The sequence below is a fragment of the Rhodovulum sp. YNF3179 genome (assembly GCF_050586465.1).
In the GTDB taxonomy this organism is placed as follows: domain Bacteria; phylum Pseudomonadota; class Alphaproteobacteria; order Rhodobacterales; family Rhodobacteraceae; genus CAJXYS01.
In genome coordinates, this window is the sequence record NZ_JBOCEG010000003.1 from 439,360 (window position 1) to 458,147 (window position 18,788).

At 68.9% G+C, this 18,788-nt stretch carries 20 protein-coding genes; 9 read left to right on the forward strand and 11 right to left on the reverse strand.

What is annotated here, in order from left to right:
* Positions 1–59 precede the first annotated feature (59 nt).
* From ACQ5SP_RS07495 to ACQ5SP_RS07510, 4 genes are all read right to left on the reverse strand, one after another.
* Positions 60–395 (reverse strand): DMT family transporter, encoded by a 336-nt coding sequence (locus ACQ5SP_RS07495; RefSeq protein WP_430937727.1) that lies wholly within the window; start codon positions 393–395, stop codon positions 60–62.
* Positions 396–460: 65 nt separating this feature from the next.
* Entirely contained in the window at positions 461–1,081 is a 621-nt protein-coding gene (locus ACQ5SP_RS07500) for a YitT family protein (protein WP_430937728.1), read from the reverse strand.
* 107 nt (positions 1,082–1,188) lie between these two features.
* Positions 1,189–2,403 carry an NADP-dependent isocitrate dehydrogenase gene (locus ACQ5SP_RS07505; RefSeq protein WP_430937729.1) on the reverse strand — a complete coding sequence of 405 codons (1,215 nt, stop codon included), beginning with the start codon at positions 2,401–2,403 and terminating at the stop codon, positions 1,189–1,191.
* A gap of 91 nt (positions 2,404–2,494) precedes the next feature.
* Positions 2,495–3,232 (reverse strand): VIT1/CCC1 transporter family protein, encoded by a 738-nt coding sequence (locus ACQ5SP_RS07510; RefSeq protein WP_430937730.1) that lies wholly within the window; start codon positions 3,230–3,232, stop codon positions 2,495–2,497.
* Between the two features lie 160 nt (positions 3,233–3,392).
* On the opposite strand from ACQ5SP_RS07510, the gene lipA reads away from it, so the two are divergent.
* Positions 3,393–4,343, forward strand: a complete 951-nt coding sequence (lipA, locus tag ACQ5SP_RS07515) for a lipoyl synthase (RefSeq protein WP_430937731.1) — start codon at positions 3,393–3,395, stop codon at positions 4,341–4,343.
* A gap of 3 nt (positions 4,344–4,346) precedes the next feature.
* On the opposite strand, the gene ACQ5SP_RS07520 is transcribed toward lipA, so the two are convergent.
* Complete coding sequence (locus ACQ5SP_RS07520; RefSeq protein ID WP_430937732.1) at positions 4,347–5,240, reverse strand: c-type cytochrome; 894 nt, start codon at positions 5,238–5,240, stop codon at positions 4,347–4,349.
* A 69-nt stretch (positions 5,241–5,309) separates the two neighbouring features.
* Positions 5,310–5,780 (reverse strand): c-type cytochrome, encoded by a 471-nt coding sequence (locus tag ACQ5SP_RS07525; protein ID WP_430937733.1) that lies wholly within the window; start codon positions 5,778–5,780, stop codon positions 5,310–5,312.
* A 92-nt stretch (positions 5,781–5,872) separates the two neighbouring features.
* On the opposite strand from ACQ5SP_RS07525, the gene ACQ5SP_RS07530 reads away from it, so the two are divergent.
* The gene (locus ACQ5SP_RS07530) at positions 5,873–6,739 is read left to right on the forward strand and encodes a LysR family transcriptional regulator (protein WP_430937734.1); all 867 of its coding nucleotides are present in this window, start codon (positions 5,873–5,875) and stop codon (positions 6,737–6,739) included.
* 4 nt (positions 6,740–6,743) lie between these two features.
* Here ACQ5SP_RS07530 and ACQ5SP_RS07535 read toward each other — a convergent pair whose 3' ends face one another.
* Together ACQ5SP_RS07535 and hpt are read right to left on the reverse strand one after the other, a co-directional pair.
* Positions 6,744–6,929: a hypothetical protein gene (locus ACQ5SP_RS07535; RefSeq protein ID WP_430937735.1), complete on the reverse strand. Its 186-nt coding sequence runs from the start codon at positions 6,927–6,929 to the stop codon at positions 6,744–6,746.
* Positions 6,930–6,933: 4 nt separating this feature from the next.
* A complete protein-coding gene (gene hpt / locus ACQ5SP_RS07540) occupies positions 6,934–7,473 on the reverse strand; it encodes a hypoxanthine phosphoribosyltransferase (RefSeq protein WP_430937736.1) in 540 nt (179 codons plus the stop codon).
* Between the two features lie 82 nt (positions 7,474–7,555).
* Between hpt and ACQ5SP_RS07545 the strand changes: the two genes are divergently transcribed.
* Positions 7,556–8,011 carry a type II toxin-antitoxin system RatA family toxin gene (locus ACQ5SP_RS07545; RefSeq protein WP_430937737.1) on the forward strand — a complete coding sequence of 152 codons (456 nt, stop codon included), beginning with the start codon at positions 7,556–7,558 and terminating at the stop codon, positions 8,009–8,011.
* Positions 7,995–9,329 carry an MmgE/PrpD family protein gene (locus ACQ5SP_RS07550; protein ID WP_430937738.1) on the forward strand — a complete coding sequence of 445 codons (1,335 nt, stop codon included), beginning with the start codon at positions 7,995–7,997 and terminating at the stop codon, positions 9,327–9,329. The genes ACQ5SP_RS07545 and ACQ5SP_RS07550 overlap by 17 nt, the downstream gene beginning before the upstream one ends.
* Here the strand turns inward: ACQ5SP_RS07550 and ACQ5SP_RS07555 are convergent.
* Genes ACQ5SP_RS07555 through ACQ5SP_RS07565 form a run of 3 tightly spaced genes read right to left on the reverse strand, consistent with a single transcriptional unit; the run spans position 9,317 to position 11,441 of the window.
* Positions 9,317–9,802, reverse strand: a complete 486-nt coding sequence (locus ACQ5SP_RS07555) for a CinA family protein (protein WP_430937739.1) — start codon at positions 9,800–9,802, stop codon at positions 9,317–9,319. The genes ACQ5SP_RS07550 and ACQ5SP_RS07555 overlap by 13 nt on opposite strands.
* A complete protein-coding gene (locus ACQ5SP_RS07560) occupies positions 9,799–10,293 on the reverse strand; it encodes a phosphatidylglycerophosphatase A family protein (RefSeq protein WP_430937740.1) in 495 nt (164 codons plus the stop codon). The genes ACQ5SP_RS07555 and ACQ5SP_RS07560 overlap by 4 nt, the downstream gene beginning before the upstream one ends.
* Positions 10,290–11,441: a bifunctional 2-C-methyl-D-erythritol 4-phosphate cytidylyltransferase/2-C-methyl-D-erythritol 2,4-cyclodiphosphate synthase gene (locus tag ACQ5SP_RS07565; protein WP_430937741.1), complete on the reverse strand. Its 1,152-nt coding sequence runs from the start codon at positions 11,439–11,441 to the stop codon at positions 10,290–10,292. Before ACQ5SP_RS07565 ends, ACQ5SP_RS07560 begins: the two co-directional genes overlap by 4 nt.
* Positions 11,442–11,599: 158 nt before the next feature.
* Here ACQ5SP_RS07565 and dusB point away from each other — a divergent pair, with 158 nt between their 5' ends.
* From dusB to ACQ5SP_RS07590, 5 genes are all read left to right on the forward strand, one after another.
* A complete protein-coding gene (gene dusB / locus ACQ5SP_RS07570) occupies positions 11,600–12,526 on the forward strand; it encodes a tRNA dihydrouridine synthase DusB (RefSeq protein ID WP_430937742.1) in 927 nt (308 codons plus the stop codon).
* On the forward strand, positions 12,523–13,602 hold the full coding sequence (locus ACQ5SP_RS07575; protein ID WP_430937743.1) for a two-component system sensor histidine kinase NtrB: 1,080 nt from the start codon (positions 12,523–12,525) through the stop codon (positions 13,600–13,602). Before dusB ends, ACQ5SP_RS07575 begins: the two co-directional genes overlap by 4 nt.
* A 16-nt stretch (positions 13,603–13,618) precedes the next feature.
* A complete protein-coding gene (locus tag ACQ5SP_RS07580; RefSeq protein ID WP_430937744.1) occupies positions 13,619–14,992 on the forward strand; it encodes a response regulator in 1,374 nt (457 codons plus the stop codon).
* 78 nt (positions 14,993–15,070) lie between these two features.
* Positions 15,071–17,329 carry an ATP-binding protein gene (locus ACQ5SP_RS07585; protein ID WP_430937745.1) on the forward strand — a complete coding sequence of 753 codons (2,259 nt, stop codon included), beginning with the start codon at positions 15,071–15,073 and terminating at the stop codon, positions 17,327–17,329.
* A gap of 19 nt (positions 17,330–17,348) precedes the next feature.
* Positions 17,349–18,761, forward strand: a complete 1,413-nt coding sequence (locus ACQ5SP_RS07590; protein ID WP_430937746.1) for a sigma-54-dependent transcriptional regulator — start codon at positions 17,349–17,351, stop codon at positions 18,759–18,761.
* Positions 18,762–18,788: the final 27 nt, after the last annotated feature.

Consider the following 18,788-nt stretch of genomic DNA (forward strand, 5'->3'; position numbering starts at 1 on the left):
GCCGCCGCTGCGCGGCGAGACATGCCTCCGGCGGGGATATTTCCGCCACCTGGAGAGGCTCAGTGCGTGGCGGTCGACGAAAACACGTTGATCACCACGATCCCGGCGACGATCAGCCCCATTCCGATCAATGCCGCCAGGTCCACCGACTGGCGAAACATCGCCCAGCCGATCAGCGCGGTCAGGCAGATGCCGAGGCCCGACCAGATCGCGTAGGTCACGCCCAGCGGCAGCACCTTGAGCACCAGGGTAAAGCAGTAGAACGCGGCGCCGAAGCCGATCACAACGCCGAGCGAGGGCAGGAGCCGGGTGAATTGCTGGCTCGCCTGGAGCGAGGCGGTCCCGAGCGTCTCGAACAGGACGGCGATCACCAGGATGAGATAGGCCTGCTGCATGAGAGTCTCCGCAAGAATCCGGGATGTCCTAGCCCCTCCTAGCGCGGGGCAGGCGCGGGCGCCAGTCAGAAGGCGACGTAGTGGTCGCGGCGATGATTGATGGCGATGATCAGGTTCAGCACCACGGCGCCGAGCAGCGACCAGAGCACCGGGACCGGATCGAGGACCAGGAAGGCGAGGCCGAAGACGGCGGCGTCGACGATCAGCTGGGTCCAGCCCGCCCGGAACCCGGTCCTGTCCTGCAGGTAGACGGCCAGCACCCCGACGCCGCCGAGGCTGGCGCCATGCCGGAAGAGCGCCAGCAGCCCCGCGCCCGCGGTGGCGCCGACCAGCAGCGCGCCGGGCAGCGGCGCGAGGGCGCCGATCTCGAAGACGGAGGGCAGCCAGCCCGCGAGCAGCGACAGGAGCCCCACGGCGAGAAAGGTCTTGATCGTGAACCCGACCCCGATCCGGGCCAGGGCCAGCCAGTAGAAGGGCAGGTTCACCACGAAGAACACCGCGCCGAAACTCCAGCCGGTGGCGTAGGAGACCACCAGCGCAAGCCCCGCGGTCTGCCCGGTGACGAAGCCCAGATGCTGCATCAGCGTGACCGAGAGCGCCACCATCAGCACGCCGAAGGCGATGCCCTGCGCGTCCTGCAGGGGCGTGTGGCGGGGCGGTTCGGTTCCGGGCCGGTGGGTCGTCATGGGGCCGTCCTAGGCCCGGTGGGCGGTCAAGTCCAGACGGGGCGCGACCGCACCTGGAAGGGGCCGCCCGCGGGCGGCCCCCTGGGATCTCTAGGCCGGGGCCGGGATCAGCCGGTCAGCGCCGTGTTCAGGTTCTCGTCCACCTTCTCGAGGAAGCCGGTGGTCGTCAGCCATTTCTGGTCCGGCCCGACCAGCAGCGCGAGATCCTTGGTCATGTGGCCCGATTCGACCGTCTCGACCACGACGCGTTCGAGCGTCTCGGCGAAGTCCTGCAGCCGGGCGTTGCCGTCGAGCTTGGCGCGATGCTTCAGCCCGCCGGTCCAGGCGTAGATCGAGGCGATCGAGTTGGTCGAGGTTTCCTCGCCGCGCTGGTGCTGGCGGTAGTGACGGGTGACGGTGCCGTGGGCGGCCTCGGCCTCCATGATCTTGCCGTCGGGCGTCATCAGCTGGCTGGTCATCAGCCCGAGCGAGCCGAAGCCCTGCGCCACGGTGTCGGACTGCACGTCGCCGTCGTAGTTCTTGCAGGCCCAGACGAAGCCGCCCGACCACTTCATCGCGGCGGCGACCATGTCGTCGATCAGGCGGTGTTCGTAGGTGATGCCCGCCTTCTCGAACTGCTCCTTGAACTCCGTGTCGAAGATCTCCTGGAAGATGTCCTTGAAGCGCCCGTCATAGACCTTGAGGATCGTGTTCTTGGTCGAGAGATAGACCGGCCAGCCCATCTTGAGGCCGTAATTCATCGAGGCGCGGGCGAAGTCGCGGATCGACTCGTCGAGGTTGTACATGCCCATGTAGACGCCGGCCGACGGCGCGTCGTAGACCTCGCGCTCGATCACCTCGCCGTCCTCGCCGACGAATTTCAGGCTCAGCTTGCCCGGTCCGGGAAACTTGATGTCGGTGGCGCGGTACTGGTCGCCGAAGGCATGGCGGCCGATCACGATCGGCTGGGTCCAGCCCGGAACGAGGCGGGGCACGTTCTTGCAGATGATCGGGGCGCGGAACACGACGCCGCCCAGGATGTTGCGGATCGTGCCGTTGGGGCTGCGATACATGCGCTTGAGGCCGAACTCCTCGACGCGCTGCTCGTCGGGGGTGATGGTGGCGCATTTCACGCCGACGCCCACTTCCTTGATCTTCTCGGCCGCGTCGACGGTGATCTGGTCGTCGGTGCGGTCGCGTTCCTCGATGCCGAGGTCGTAGTAGAGCAGGTCGATGTCGAGATAGGGCAGGATCAGCTTCTGCTTGATGAAATCCCAGATGATCCGGGTCATCTCGTCGCCGTCGAGCTCGACGACCGGGTTTTCGACTTTGATCTTGGACATTGGAACGCCCCTCGCTGGAAATGAATCGATCTCGCGCGCTCTATATCCTGAAACGACGCGCCTGGCTAGATCGTATGCGACGGTATACTGATCAGCCGCCACCGCCCACGATCATGCCGACGGCGAACGCGACGACGGCGCAGGTGCCGCCGACCAGCACCGTCTCGCCCACGCAGCGCCGCAGCCGCTCGCCGGTGGCGTTCCAGCGCAGCAGGCCGAGCGCGACCAGCGCGAGGAAGGTCGCGGCGACCGAGAGCCGGAAGGTCGCGCCCGTGGGCTCCATCAGGAAATAGGGGATGAGCGGCACCGCGCCGAAGAGCACGAAGGAGACGAAGGTGAAGAGCCCGTTGACCGCCGGCGTGTCGTCGCGCGGGTCGGCCATGCCCATCTCGTAGCTCATCATCCAGTCGGCCATGATCTCGGGATTGCGCACGAGGATCTCGGCCGTGGTCTCGGCATCCTCGCGCGAGAGGCCGCGCTGGCGCAGCTGCTCGAACACCTCGCGCGCCTCCTGTTCGGGCTGGCTGCGGATCTCCTCGAGCTCGCGGGCCCGCTCCCCCATGTAGAGATCGCGCTCCGAGCGGGCGGAGAGGAACTCGCCCAGCCCCATTGACACGGCATCGGCGAAGAGATTGGCCAGCCCGAAGACGAGCACGGCCAGCGCGCCGATCTCGGCCGCGCCCTCGGCGCCGGCGCCGGCGAAGCCCGCGACGATGGCGAAGGTCGTGACGATGCCGTCATTGCCGCCATAGACGATCTGGCGCAGATAGCTCTGCAGCCGGTCGAGCCGGTGCGCGGCGCGCCGGTCGGCGGATCCGTCGATATCCATCGGCGTGGTCCCTGCTGGTGCCCGGCTATCCTAGGCACTGGCGCGGGGTCTGCAAGCGATGCCGGCGCGGGCCTTGCGGGCGGCGCATGGCGGTCTCCCGGAATTTCCCGTTTCATTTTCCGCCAAAGGGACTATTTTCCGGGCAGGAAAGAGGAGCTTCATGCGAGATCTGAAAATCCCCGAGCAGCGCCACCCCGAGAAGGCGCATCGCCCCGACAACGCCCAGCCGCGCAAGCCCGACTGGATCCGGGTCAAGGCCCCGACGTCGGAGGGTTACAAGCAGACCCGCGACATCATGCGCGAGAACAAGCTCGTGACCGTCTGCGAAGAGGCCGGCTGCCCCAATGTCGGCGAATGCTGGAGCGCGGGCCACGCCACCATGATGATCATGGGCGAGATCTGCACCCGCGGCTGCACCTTCTGCAACATCGCCACCGGCCGTCCCGACGCGCTGGACGTGTTCGAGCCGGCGCGGGTGGCCGATGCGGTGCAGAAACTGGGCCTGAACCACGTGGTGATCACCAGCGTCGACCGCGACGACCTCGAGGATGGCGGCGCCGAGCATTTCGCGATGACCATCCGCGCGATCCGGCGCAAGTCGCCCGACACCACGATCGAGATCCTGACGCCCGATTTCCTGAAATGCGATCCGTCGGTCCTGGAAACCGTCGTGGCGGCGAAACCCGACGTCTTCAACCACAACCTCGAAACGGTGCCCGGGCTCTATCCCGACGTGCGGCCCGGGGCGCGGTATTTCCATTCCCTGCGCCTGCTGCAGCGGGTGAAAGAGATCGACCCGAGCATGTTCACCAAGTCCGGGATCATGGTGGGGCTCGGCGAAGAGCGTCAGCAGGTCACCCAGGTCATGGACGACATGCGCGCGGCGGACGTCGATTTCCTGACCATCGGCCAGTACCTGCAGCCGACGCCCAAGCATCACGCCGTCGACCGGTTCGTGACGCCCGAGGAATTCGCCAACTACGAGAAGGCCGCCTATGGCAAGGGGTTCCTGATGGTCTCGGCCACGCCGCTGACGCGGTCCTCCTACCACGCGGGCGAGGATTTCGCGCGGCTGCGCGAGGCCCGGCTCAGGAAGCTCGAGGGCGCGTAAGCCTCATTCCACCGCCGGCACGGCCTTGAGATAGGCCGCGATCGCCGCGAGATCCTCGCGCGGGAGCTGCGAGAGATTCTCGACCACCTCCGCCATCTCGCCGCCGACCACGTCGTATTCGGGGGTGAAGCCGGTCTCGAGATAGGCCGCGATATCGCCCTCGGACCAGTCGAGCCCGCCCGGCGTGATATTGGGGATCCGCCCGTCCCCGGCCGGGTTCGCCGCCCCGCCGAGCCAGGCCGCCATGTCGAGCTGTCCCAGGGCGCCCCGCGGCGTGTGGCACTCGCCGCAATGACCGAGGCTCTCGGCCAGGTAGCGCCCGCGCAGCGCCTCGGGCGAGAGTCCGTCGCCCGCGACCACCCAGCCGTCGTCGCCGAAGAGGCGTTTCCACGCGCCGAGACTGCGGCGGATGTTGAAGGGAAAGCCGATCTCGTGCGGGGCGTTGGGCGTGGCATCGGCGGGCAGCGTGTCGAGATAAGCTTTCAGATCGACGACGTCCCGGACCGAGGCCCGCGCGTAAGATGTGTAGGGAAAGGCCGGGTAGTAATGCGCGCCGCCGGGCGAGACGCCGTGCTGCATGGCGTTGACCAGGTCCAGCGTGTCCCAGCCGCCGATGCCGTGTTCCGGGTCGGGCGAGATGTTGGGCGCGACGAAGGTGCCGTAGGGCGACTCGAAGCGACGTCCGCCGGCCAGCACCAGCCGGGCCTCGTCCTCGGCGTCGGGGGCGGCGTGACAGCCGGCGCAGCCGCCGGCATGGAAGACGGCCGCGCCGCGCGCGGCGTCGCCGGTCAGGCCGGTCAGCGCGTCGGGATCGGCGGTCACCGGCCGGGTCACCAGCCAGAAGCCCAGCGCCCCGGCCGTCGCGAGGATCAGGAGAAAGAGAAAAAGGCGTTCCATCGGGGGACCTCAGAGACGCGGACAGGCGGCCCGGCGGACCGCCTGCCCGGATCGTGTCTTACAAATCCGTCAGTCGTTGGACTGGCGGTAATCCTCGTGGCAGGCCCCGCAGGCCTTGCCCACGTCGCCGAGCGCGGCGCGCAGCGAATCGAGGTCCTGCCCGGCCGCGGAGGCCAGCGCGGTCGTTGCCTCCTCGAGATCGCCCGAGATCTTCATCACGTCGTCGATATTGTCCCAGAGCGCGGGAAGCGTGCGGGTCTCCTCGCCCATGGCGAAATTGTCGCTGCCCTCGGGCCAGTAGCGCGCCTGGTTCATGGCCGCGAGATCGGCGAGGTTGGCCGCGGCGGCTCCGGCGGCCGCGGCGTCGTAGTCGATTTCACCCTTGGCCATGCCGCCCAGCTGCCCGAGGTTGAAGGCGTAAAGCTGCATATGGGCCTTGCGGGCCTTGACGGCCGCATCGAGATGCCCGTCGGCGAGCGCCGGGCCCGCGAAGACGCCCAGGCCGAGAAGGGCGGCGGTGAAACTGCGAAGAATGCTCATGGAAGACTCCTGAAAATATGTCGAACCGGCAATTTGAGTTTACCTGTGAATTTCTCGCTGAAAACTCTGCGATTTCGCAATATAGTTGTGCGATGAATCACAACTCTTCCTGGGATGACCTGCGCTACGTCCTTGCCGTGGCCGAGGCCGGATCGGTGAATGCCGCGGCCAAGCAGCTTGGCGTGAACCACGCCACCGTCCTGCGCCGCATCGCGGGCTTCGAGGATCGCCACGGCGTAACCCTGTTCGAGCGGACGGCGCGGGGCACGCGTGTCTCGCCCGAGACGCGTCCGCTGCTCGAGGCCGCACGCGCCGTGCAGTCGGCCGTGCACGGGGTCGAGCGGGTCCTGTCCGGCCATGATTCGGCGCTCCGGGGGCGCGTGCGCGTGACCTCGACGGACACGATCATGCAGTATGTCCTGCCGCGGCTGATCGGCCGCTTCCGCAAGCGCGCGCCGGAGGTCTTCGTCGACCTGGTCTGCACCAATGCCCATCTCGACCTGTCCCGGCTCGATGCCGAGGTGACGGTGCGCCCGGCGCTCGGACTGCCCAAGGGCCTGCGCGGCGCGGCACCCGCCCGCCTGGGTTTCGCCGCCTACGAGCCCGTGGGCGCGCTGCCCCCCGCGGCCGGGTGGATCGGCCTCGGCGGCACGCTGTCGCGCTCCGTCGCGGGGCAATGGATGGCCGACGAGGTGCCGCCCGACCGGATCGTGGCACGGTCCGACAGTTTCGTCGTCGCCTGCGAGATGGCGGCGGCGGGGATCGGCCGCGTGCTCTTGCCCTGCGTGGTGGGGGATGCGGATCCGCGCCTCGTCCGCAGCCCGGACAGGGGCACGGATATCAGCGTGGATCTCTGGGTGGCCAGCCATGCCGACATGGCCGACGTGCCGCGTATCCGGGCGGTGCGCGAGGCCCTGATCGAAGGGCTGGCCGCGGACCGGGATCGCCTCGCCGGCTGAGCGCTCAGAACCGGGGCAGGGCGGCGCCCGGGGCCCGCCCCGGCACCAGCGCGTCCGGCCAGCCGAAGACAAGCTCGAACGCGGCCAGCAGCAGGCAGGCCGCGACGACGGCCAGCACCAGCACGACATGCCGCGGGGATGGCGGGCGATGAACCCATTTCGCGGCCCGGAGCAGCCAGCGCAGCTGCATCGGCTCAGGCCTTGCGCCGGACCTTGCCGATATGCGGCAGGTTACGGTTGCGCTGCGCGTAATCGATCCCGTAGCCGACGACGAACGCGTCGGGGATCTCGAAGCCGGTCCAGGTGGCCTTGATCTCGACCTCGCGGCGCGACGGCTTGTCGAGCAGCGCGCAGACCTCCAGCCGTTTCGGCTCGCGCGAGCGGAGCAGCTTGACCACGTGGGCGAGCGTGAAGCCGGTATCGACGATGTCCTCCACCACCAGCACGTCGCGCCCGCCGATCTCGCCGCGCAGATCCTTGAGGATCCGCACCTCGCGCGAGCTTTCCATCGCGTTGCCGTAGGAGGACGCCTCGAGGAAGTCCACCTCCACCGGCAGGTCAAGCTCGCGCACGAGATCGGCGATGAAGACGAAAGACCCGCGCAGAAGCCCGACCACGACCAGCTTGTCGGTGTCCGCGAAATGCGCGTGGATCTCGCGCGCCAGTTCCTCGACGCGCGCGGCGATCGACTTGGCCGAGATCATCTCGTCGATCACGTAATCGGAATGGTCCATGATGTCCCCTTGCATTCCCGATGCCATCCTAGGAAAAACGGCGCCGCGGTTATACCGCCGGAACACAGAACAGGCGAGCGCCATGCCGACGCATGCGGAAAAACGGAACCTGCCCTATTCGGCGCAGCAGATGTACGACCTGGTGGCGGATGTGAACTCTTACCCCGAGTTCCTGCCTTGGTGCGCGGCCGCGCGCATCCGCGGGCGACACCCCTTCGACGAGGGCGAGGTGCTCGATGCCGACCTGGTGATCTCGTTCCGGGTGTTCCGCGAACGGTTCGGGTCACGCGTCACGCTGCGGCCGGACCAGACGATGATCGACGTCGAGTATCTCGACGGTCCGTTCAAGTACCTGAACAACCACTGGCATTTCACCCCGCAGCCCGGGGGCGGCTGCGAGGTCGATTTCTTCGTCGATTTCGAGTTCCGCTCGCGCACCTTGCAGGCGCTGATCGGCGTCGTCTTCAACGAGGCGATGCAGCGCATCGTGGCGGCTTTCGAGAAACGGGCGGAGGCACTCTATGGACGCGAGAGCTGACGACGCCGCACCGGTGACGGCGCGGCTTGGCGCCTTCGCGGCAGAGATGCCGGCGGACGGTATCCCTAGGCCGACGCGCGCGATGATGCGTCTTTCGCTCTTCGACTGGGCGGTCTGCGGCATCGCCGGCCGGGACGAGCCCGTGGCGCGGATCACGCGCGGGCTGGCGCTGGCCGATGGCGGCGCCGCGGAGGCGAGCGTGATCGGCGCCGGCCCGCGCCTGCCGGTCCGGGCGGCGGCGCTGGTCAACGGGGCGACCAGCCACGCGCTCGACTACGACGACACCCACTTCGCCCATATCGGGCACCCCAGCGTCGCGGTGATTCCCGCCGCCCTGGCCTTGGCCGAGAGAACCGGCGCCGATGGCGCGGCCCTGCTGGACGCGGCGCTGGTCGGCGTCGAGGCGTCGGTCCGGGTGGGGGTCTGGCTCGGGCGCGGGCATTACCAGACCGGGTTTCACCAGACCGCGACGGCCGGCACCTTCGGCGCGGCCGCCGCCGCGGCGCGTCTGCTCGGGCTGGATGCCGGCCGCGCGGCCCATGCGCTGGGGCTGGCCGCGACGCGGGCGGCGGGGCTCAAGTCGCAATTCGGCACGATGGGCAAGCCCTATAACGCCGGCATCGCGGCGCAGAGCGGGACCGAGGCGGCGCTGCTGGCCGCGGCCGGGTTCGTCTCGACGCCCGAGGGGATCGAAGGCGAACAGGGCTTCGGCCCGACCCATGCCGGGGCGGCCGATCCCGCCGGGCTGGCCGGTCTCGGGACGGATTGGCTTTTCGACGGGATCAGCCACAAGTTCCACGCCTGCTGCCACGGCACCCATGCCATGCTCGAGGCGCTTGGCGAGATCGCCGGGCAGGGGGTGGCGCCCGGTGGCGTGGCGGCGGTGACGGTCACCACGCATCCGCGGTGGCTGCGGGTCTGCAACCAGCCCGCGCCACGGACCGGGCTCGAGGCCAAGTTCAGCTATCGCCTGACGGCGGCGATGGCCCTGGCCGGGCGGGACACCGGCGCGCTGGACACCTTCGGCGACCGGGCCGCGTCGGACCCGGCGCTGGTCGCGCTGCGTGACAAGGTGACGGTCGAGACGGACGAGACCCTGCCCGAGACCGCCGCCCGCGTGTCGGTGTGGCTGAGCGACGGGCAGCGGCTGGAGGCCGCGCATGATCTCGCGGCACCGATGCGCCTGGAGACCCGCCAGGCGAAGCTTCGCGCCAAGGGGGCGGCACTGCTGGGCGCCGAGGGGGCCGAACGGCTCTGGTCGGCGGTGACGGCAGGCGACGTCGCGGCGCTGGCGGAGCTGTTGCGTCAGCCGGCCTGAGCCGCCCGGATCAGCAGGCGCAGCGCGTGCTCGACGGTCGCGCGGCGCACGGCGTCGCGGCCGAGCGCACCGAAATCCACGGTCTCGGCGACGGTCGCGGCGCCCGTGCGGGCAAGGCCGAAGCAGACGCGCCCCTCGGGCTTGCCGGGGCTGCCGCCGCCCGGCCCGGCGATGCCGGTGACCGACACGGCGAGCCCGGCCGCGGACCGCGCCAGCGCGCCCGCGGCCATCTCCGTCGCCGTGGCCTCGGAAACCGCGCCGTGGGCGTCCAGCGTCGCCGGCGCAACGCCCAGCATCTCTGTCTTGGCGGCGTTCGAATAGGTCACGAATCCGCGGTCGAACACGTCCGAGCTGCCGGGAATGTCGGTGATCGCCCCGGCGATCAGCCCGCCGGTGCAGCTTTCGGCCGTGGCGAGCGTCACGCCCGCGGCGCGGCAGGTCGCCAGCAGGTCCTCGGCCAGGGCGCGGGTCACATCAGCATCCCGTGCGAGATCGCCGCGGCCAGTGCCACGCCGATCGCCGCGAAGAGGCCGGCCACCACGTCGTCCAGCATGACCCCGGCGGCGTTGGGCTGGCGGTCGGCCCAGCCGACGGGGCCCGGCTTCCAGACGTCGAAGAGACGGAAGAGCAGGAAGGCCCCGAGAATGCCGGGCCAGAGCGCCGTGAACCCGGCGCCGACATGCCAGGCGCCGGCCGAGACGGGGAAGAGCGCGATCCACTGGCCGACCACCTCGTCGATGACCACCTCCGAAGGATCGTGATCGGTCTTGCCGCGGGTCCATTCCGTCGTCGCCCACCAGCCGAGCGCCAGCGCCAGGATCGTGGCGAGGGCCAGCAGCGGAAAGCCCCCGGCAAGGTGCAGGGCCCAGGCCGCGGGAATCGCCGCCGCCGAGCCCCAGGTGCCCGAGGCCGGGCGGAGATGCCCGACATAGCCGAAGGTCGCGATGAGGTGCGGCATGTTCATGTGCTGACCAGTGTCGCCGCGGCCATGGCGGCGATCCCTTCCTCGCGGCCGGTGAAGCCCAGCCGTTCCGATGTCGTGGCCTTCACGCTGACGCGGTCGGGCGCGATGCCGAGCAACCCGGCCAGCCGCGCGCGCATGGCGCCGGCATGGGGACCGATCTTCGGCCGCTCGCAGATGATGGTGCAGTCGACATTGGCGATGCGAAAGCCGCGCGCCGCGACCCGTGCCACCGCGTGCGCCAGGAAGATGTCGCTTGCCGCGCCCTTCCATTGCGGATCGCTCGGCGGGAAATGCTGGCCGATATCGCCCTCGGCCAGCGCCCCGTAAAGCGCGTCGGTCACCGCATGCATGGCGACGTCGGCGTCGGAATGGCCCTGGAGCGCCCGGTCATGGGGCACCGCCACGCCGCAGAGCGTCACCCAGTCACCCGGGCCGAAGCGGTGCACGTCGTACCCGGTGCCGCTGCGCACGTCCATATCCGTCTCCAGCAGTGCCGCGGCGCGGTCGAAATCCGCCGCCGTGGTCAGTTTCATGTTGGCCTCATCCCCCGCGACGATGGCCACGTCAAGCCCGGCGGCGCGGGCCACGGCCACGTCGTCCGCGGCGCTGCCGTCATCCGCGCGGTGAGCCGCCAGGATCGCCGCGAAGTCGAAGCCTTGCGGCGTCTGTGCGCGGTAAAGCCCGGCGCGATCCTCGACGCCGGTCACGACGCCCGCCGTGCCGCGCCAGAGCGCATCCGTGACCGCCAGCGCGGGGGCCGCCGCGGGGGCGGTGTCCAGCGCGGCAAGGACCCGGTCGATCACCGCCGGGGGCAGCAGCGGGCGGGCCGCGTCATGGATCAGCACCCGCGCGACGCCGTCGCCGGCGAGCGCCTCGAGCCCCGCGCGGACAGAGCCGCCGCGGGTCGCGCCGCCCGGCACCGTCTCGACCCCGTGACCGATGCATCCGGCGAAATGGGCGGCGTCGTCGGGATTGGCCACGACGAGGATCCGGTCGATGGCCGGATGGGCGTGAAACACGTCCAGCGTCCGCGCCAGCACCGGCCGGCCCCCGAGATCGCGATACTGTTTCGGAATCCCGCCGCCCGCGCGGATGCCGCGTCCGGCGGCGACGATCAGCGCCGCTGTCCTGTCCTGCCCCGTGGTCATGGGCGTTCTCTAGGCGGGAATCCGGGGGCTGTCCATCTCGGTCGCATTGCCTTCCATGCCTGTTTGCGCTAGCTATTTGGCATAAATGCACAAGGATTAGGCATTTGACCATTCAAGTGGCAGATATCCCGCTCTCACCGCCGGTTTTTCTGGCACCCATGGCCGGCATCACCGATCTTCCGTTTCGAAAGCTCGTGGCGCGGTTCGGCGCCGGGTTGGTGGTATCGGAAATGGTGGCAAGCCAGGAAATGGTCGAGGCGAAACCCTCCGTGCGGGCGCGCGCCGAGCTTGACGCCGGCGACGGGCGGACTGCCGTGCAGATCGCCGGGCGCGAGGCGCACTGGATGGCCGAGGCGGCCCGCATGGCCGAGGATCTCGGCGCCCGGATCATCGACATCAACATGGGCTGCCCGGCCAAGAAGGTCACCAGCGGGCTCTCGGGCTCGGCGCTGATGCGCGACCCGGACCACGCGCTGCGCCTGATCGAGGCGGTCGTGCGCGCGGTGCGGGTGCCGGTGACGCTGAAGACCCGGCTGGGTTGGGACGACGACCTGCTGAACGCGCCGCAGATCGCCGCCTGGGCGCAGGGGGCCGGGGTGCAGATGATCACGATCCACGGCCGCACCCGCTGCCAGTTCTACAAGGGCGCGGCCGACTGGGACGCGATCCGCGCGGTCACCGAGGCCGTCTCGGTCCCGGTCATCGCCAATGGCGACATCACCTCCGCCGAGACCGCGCGGCAGGCGCTGGCGCGCTCCGGTGCGCGGGGGGTGATGGTGGGGCGCGGCGTGCAGGGACGACCCTGGCTTCTGGCCCGTATCGCCGCCGATCTCTTCGGCACGCCGGCGCCCGACGTGCCCGAAGGCGCGGCCTTCAGCGACATGGTCGCGGCGCATTACGAGGACATGCTGGCCTTTTACGGCCGCGACCTGGGGGTGCGGGTCGCGCGCAAGCATCTCGGCTGGTACATGGACCGGGCCGGTGTCGACGCCGCGACCCGGCGCGCGATCCTCACCGAAAGCGATCCGGACCGGGCCCGCAGGCGGCTGGCCGATGCCCTCGCCCCGTGCGAGGCGGCCGCATGAGCGGCCCGTCCTCTGAAACCATCTGGGCGTCGCTGCCCGTGCCGGCGCTGATTGTCGGGGCCGATGACCGGATCGAGGATCTGAACCCGGCCGCCGAGCTGTTCTTCAACACCTCGGCCAAGGGTCTGATTGGGGCGCCGGTCTGGGACCGGCTGATGGTTGACGCCCCGATCGAGGACAGCCTCGCCCGCGTGCGCAACGGTCATTCCGCGCTGTTCATGAACGATGTCGACGTCGGCACCGGCGACCGTGCGCCCACCGTCTGCAACATGCAGGTGGCGCCGCTTTCCGATCGGTCGGACGCGGTCCTGCTGCTGATCGCCCCGCGCGAGATCGCCGGCCGGCTGGGCCGGGCGATGGGCGTCAAGAGCGCGGCGAAATCCGCGATCGGCATGGCCGAGATGCTGGCCCACGAGATCAAGAACCCGCTGGCCGGGATCACCGGCGCGGCCCAGCTGCTGTCGATGAACATCGGCGCGGAAGACCGCGAGATGACCGACCTGATCGTGGCCGAGACCCGGCGCATCCTGGGGCTGCTGGACCAGGTGGAACAGTTCGGCAACCTGCGCGCACCCGAGAGGCGGGCGGTCAACATCCACGACATTCTCGACCGGGCGCATAAGTCGGCCGCGCTCGGCTTCGCGGCCAAGATGACGATCCGCGAGGATTACGACCCGTCGCTGCCGCCGACCTGGGGGGATACCGACCAGCTGCTGCAGGTGGTCCAGAACCTGATGAAGAACGCCGCCGAGGCCGCCGGCCCCGAGGGCGGGACGATCACGCTGCGCACCTTCTACGAGCTCAGCCTCCGGCTGCGCAAACCCGACGGCAGCGCCGGGGCGGTGCCGCTCCAGGTGGAGATCATCGATGACGGGCCGGGCCTGCCGCCCGAGATCGCCGGCGACATCTTCGAGCCCTTCGTCTCCGGGCGCGAGAACGGCACCGGGCTCGGGCTGGCGCTGGTCTCCAAGATCGTCTCCGAACATGACGGCTGGATCGCGGTCGACTCGGTGCCCGGCCGCACCGTGTTCCGCGTCTCGCTGCCCGTCGCCCCGAAAGAGGAACGCCCCGAATGACCCAGGAGAAACACTGATGGACGGCACGGTCCTGGTCGCCGATGACGACCGCACAATCCGCACGGTTCTGACCCAGGCGCTGACGCGCGCCGGGTGCAAGGTGCACGCGACCTCGTCGCTGACGACGCTGATGCGCTGGGTCGGCGAGGGGCGCGGCGACCTGGTGATCTCCGACGTCATCATGCCGGATGGCAACGGCTTGGAAATGCTTCCGAAAATCTCGGCCGACCGGCCCGAGCTGCCGGTGATCGTGATCTCGGCGCAGAACACGATCATGACCGCGATCCAGGCCGAGGAGGCAGAGGCCTATGATTACCTGCCCAAGCCCTTCGACCTGCCGGACCTGATGAAGCGCGCCGCGCGCGCGCTGCAGGCGCGGCGCCGGGCACCGGCGCGCGCCGTTCCGGGCACACGGGCCGACGCCGAGCAGGACGAGCTGCCGCTGGTCGGCCGCACGCCGCAGATGCAGGCGCTCTACCGCCTGGTCGCACGGGTGATGAACGCCGAGTTGCCGGTACTGATCAGCGGTGAAAGCGGCACCGGCAAATCATTGATTGCGCGTGCGATTCACGATTTCAGCGATCGGCGGACGCAACCCTTCGTCGTCGCCTCGGCCGAGGACCTGGCCGGTGTCGACGGCCCCTCGGCGGTGATCGCAAAGGCCAAGTCGGGATCGATCCTCTTCGACGAGGTGGGCGATTTCGACGCCGAGGCCCAGCTGCGCATCGTGCGGATGCTCGACAGTTTCGGCGACAGCGGCCCGCGGGTCATGGCGACGTCCCAGCAGGACCTGTCCCGGCGCATGGATGACGGCGCGTTCCGCGAGGACCTGTTCTACCGGTTGAGCGGCGTGACCCTGACCGTTCCGGCGTTGCGCGAGCGGGTCGACGACATCCCGCTCCTGACCGAGCACTTCCTGGTTCGGATCGGGCGCGACGGCTTCAGCCAGAAAACCCTGTCGGCCGATGCGATGGAAATGCTCAAGACCTACAGCTGGCCCGGCAATGTCCGCCAGCTCGAGAACACGATCCGCCGGCTCGCCGTCACCAGCCCCGAGGACGAGATCACCCGCGCCGATGCCGAGGCCGTCCTGTCCGGCCAGCCCGCGATGGAGCCGGTGGGCAGCGCAGGCGAGGGCGACAAGCTCTCGGCCTCGGTCGCGGCCCATCTGCGGCGCTATTTCGATCTGCATGGCGGGGTGCTGCCGCCGCCGGGGCTCTACCAGCGGGTCCTGCGCGAGGTGGAGACCCCGCTGATCGAGATCGCGCTCGACGCCACCGGCGGCAACCAGGCCAAATGCGCCGATCTGCTCGGCATCAACCGGAACACGCTGCGCAAGAAAATCACCGATCACGATATTCGCGTGACTCGGCGCCGGAAATTGATGTAATCTCGCAACATCTTATGTGGCCGATTGGCGTCTCTCGCCGGTCGGGCTCTTCGACGGCACGCAAGGCAAGAGGGTGGCGTGAGCAACAGCCGCGCGGGCAGGGTAAGCTGGGAGCGTCTGAACCGGCTGCGCAAGCAGCGTCGTTTCCAGAACGCCGCGACACTGGGGCTGGTGGGTCTCGGGCCGGTTCTCGCGGTTGCGACCTTCCTGATCCTCAATGTCTTCGATCCCGGCGCCAGTGCCTTCAGCCTGCGGGCGATCCTGCTGGCCGATCTCGTCTATGTGCTGGCCATCGCCGCGCTGGTGCTGCAGCGGGTCGCGCGCATGGTCGCGGCCCGCCGCGCCAAGTCCGCAGGCTCGCGCCTGCATCTGCGGCTGACCGGCGTCTTCGCGATCATCGCGCTGATTCCCACCGTGCTGGTCGCGGTCTTTGCCGTGCTGACGGTGAATTTCGGGCTGGAGGGATGGTTCTCGGACCGGGTGCGGCAGGTGGTCGGCAATTCGCTGGCCGCGGCCGAGGCCTATGAACAAGAACATCGCGACGACCTGACCGAGGATGCCGAGGCGCTGGCGGGCTTTCTCGGCCGCGCCAAGGCGCGGACCCAGTTCCTGTCGGACGGCGAGCTGCGCCAGCTGCTGACCCAGGGCCAGGCCCAAATCCAGCGCGGGCTGCGCGAGGCCTATGTCATCGACGGGGGCGGCGATCTCAGGGCGCGGGGCGAACGAAGCTATCTCTTCGATTACGAAGAGCCGGCCCCGGCGCAAATCTCCCGGGCCCAGGCCGGCGAAACCGTCATCATCCGCGACTGGGACAACAACGAGTTCCGCGCGCTGATCGCGCTCGACAGTTGGGCGGACCGGTATCTCTATGTCTCGCGCAACGTCGACGGGCAGATCCTGAACCTGCTGGATGAAACCCAGGAGACCGTGCGGCTCTACCAGCAACTGGAAAACGAGCGTGGCAGATTGCTGTTTGAATTCGGGCTGTTGTATCTCGGCTTTGCAGTGATCCTCATCCTTGCCGCGATCTGGCTGGGGCTGTGGTTCGCCGAACGGCTGTCGCGCCCGGTGGGCCGGCTGGCGAGCGCGGCCCAGCGCGTCGGCGCGGGCGACCTGGACGTGCAGGTCAAGGTCGCGGACAGCGACGACGAGATCGCCATGCTGGGGCGGCTCTTCAACCAGATGACGCGCCAGCTCAAGGGGCAGCGGGACGCCTTGCTCGACAGCCACCGCCAGACCGAACGGCGCCGGCGTCTCTTCGACAGCGTGCTCTCGAGCGTGACCGCCGGGGTCATCGGGCTCGATTCCGAGGGGCGGCTCGATTTCATGAACCGCTCGGCCATGCGGCTGCTGCTGCTGGACGAGGCGCGCGACAGCGACGTGGCCCTGCGTGCCGCCGTGCCGGAATTCGCCGGCCTTTTCGAGACGATCAGCCAGGGCGGGGGCGAGGTGGCGCAGGAAGAGATCAAGGTCTCGCGCGACGGCAAGCTCGAGAGCCTGCTGGTGCGGATCGCCACGCGGCGCAACACCGCCGGCCGGCTGGAAGGCTACGTGGTGGCCTTCGACGACGTCACCGACCTGGTCAGCGCGCAGCGGATGGCGGCCTGGGGCGACGTCGCCCGGCGCATCGCGCACGAGATCAAGAACCCGCTGACGCCGATCCAGCTATCGGCCGAACGGCTGCGGCGCAAGTTTCGCCCGCTCGCCGGCGACGAGGCGGCGGCGCTGGAACAATACACCGACGTGATCGTGCGCCAGACCAACGACCTGCGCCGGATCGTCGACGAGTTCTCGAAATTCGCCCGCATGCCCGAGCCCGACCGGAACGAGCATGACCTGGCGGCGCTGGTGCGCGATGCCGTCTTCCTGCAGCGCGAGGGCATGCCGGAGGTGGAGCTGACCCTGGACTGCCCCGAGGGGCCGCTGCCCGCGGATATCGACCGGACCATGATCTCGCAGGCGCTGACAAACCTTATTAAGAACGCGGGCGAGGCCATTGAAAGCTATAAGGAAAAAGTCGGTGACGATATCAAGCCGGAGATCCGCGTCGCGGTCCGCCAGTCGGAGTCGCGGATCGAGGTCACCATCGCCGATAACGGCATCGGCCTGCCCGAGGATCGCTCGCGGCTCTTCGAGCCGTATGTGACGACGCGCGAGAAGGGCACCGGGCTCGGTCTGCCGATCGTCAAGAAGATCGTCGAGGAACACGGCGGCACGCTCGAATTGCTGGACGCACCGGTCTTCGAGGGCGCCGATCACCGCGGCGCGCTGGCGCGGATGACGCTGCCGCGCGCGACGCCGCGCAAGAAGGGACTGACAGGGAGGCATGTGGCCTGAGGGCCGGCAGGGAAAGAACATGAGCGATATTCTTATTGTGGACGACGAGCGGGATATCCGCGAACTGATATCGGACATTCTCGGCGACGAGGGCTATGCCACGCGGCTGGCCGCCAATTCCGAGGACTGCATGCGCGAGATCAACACCGAGCCCCCGGCGCTGATCGTGCTCGACATCTGGCTGAAGGACAGCAAGATGGACGGGATCGATATCCTCAAGACCGTCAAGCGCGACAACCCCGATGTGCCGGTGGTCATCATCTCGGGGCATGGCAACATCGAGATCGCGGTCGCCGCGATCAAGCAGGGCGCCTATGACTTCATCGAGAAACCCTTCAATATCGACCAGTTGCTCGTCGTCATTTCACGCGCCATGGAAGCCGCCAAGCTGCGGCGCGAAAACATGGAACTGCGCCGCCGCGACGTGACCACGGCCGAGATGATCGGCGGTTCCACCGCCTTCAAAGGGCTGAAATCCCAGCTCGAGAAAGTCACGAAATCCAATGGACGGGTGATGCTGTCCGGCCCCTCCGGCGCGGGCAAGGAGGTTGCGGCGCGCTTCATCCATGCCGGCTCGACCCGCGCCGGGGCGCCCTTCATGAGCATCAACTGTGCCTCGGTCGAGCCCGAGCGCATGGAAGAGGTGCTCTTCGGCCGCGAGACGGCGGAGCGCGGCGTGGAGCCGGGCCTGCTCGAGCAGGCCCATGGCGGCGTGGTCTTCTTCGACGAGGTGGCCGACATGCCGTCCGGCACCCAGTCCAAGATCCTGCGCGTCCTGGTCGAACAACAGTTCCAGCGTGTCGGCGGTGCCGACAAGGTGCGCGTGGATATTCGCGTTATTTCCAGCACCAGCAGGGACTTGATGGCTGAAATTCAGGCAGGGCGCTTCCGCGAGGAGCTCTATCACCGCCTGAACGTCGTCCCGATCGAGGTGCCCGCGCTGGAGGAACGGCTGGAAGACATCCCCGTGCTCGCGGCGCATTTCATCGACGAGTTCCACCGCAGCCAGGGCCTGCCGAAACGCGAGCTGTCCTCCGAGGCCGAGGCGCTGCTCCAGACCATGCCGTGGCCGGGCAATGTCCGCCAGCTGAAGAACGTGATTGAACGCGTCCTGATCCTGGGCGACGGCACCGGGCCGATCGAGGCGCGCGAGTTGCCCACGGTCGAGGCCGAGGCGGGTTCGGGCTCGGGCCTGTCGCTGTCCGGGTCCATCGCGACGCTGCCGCTGCGCGAGGCGCGTGAACTGTTCGAGCGCGAATACCTGCTGACCCAGATCAACCGTTTCGGCGGCAATATCTCGCGGACGGCCAGTTTCGTCGGGATGGAACGCTCGGCGCTGCATCGCAAGCTCAAGTCGCTCAACGTGGTCACCACCAACCGCGGGGGCGCGCGGGTGGCGCGAATCCAGGACCACGAGACCGACGAGGCCTGATCTGAAGGGGAATTGACCCCCCGCGCG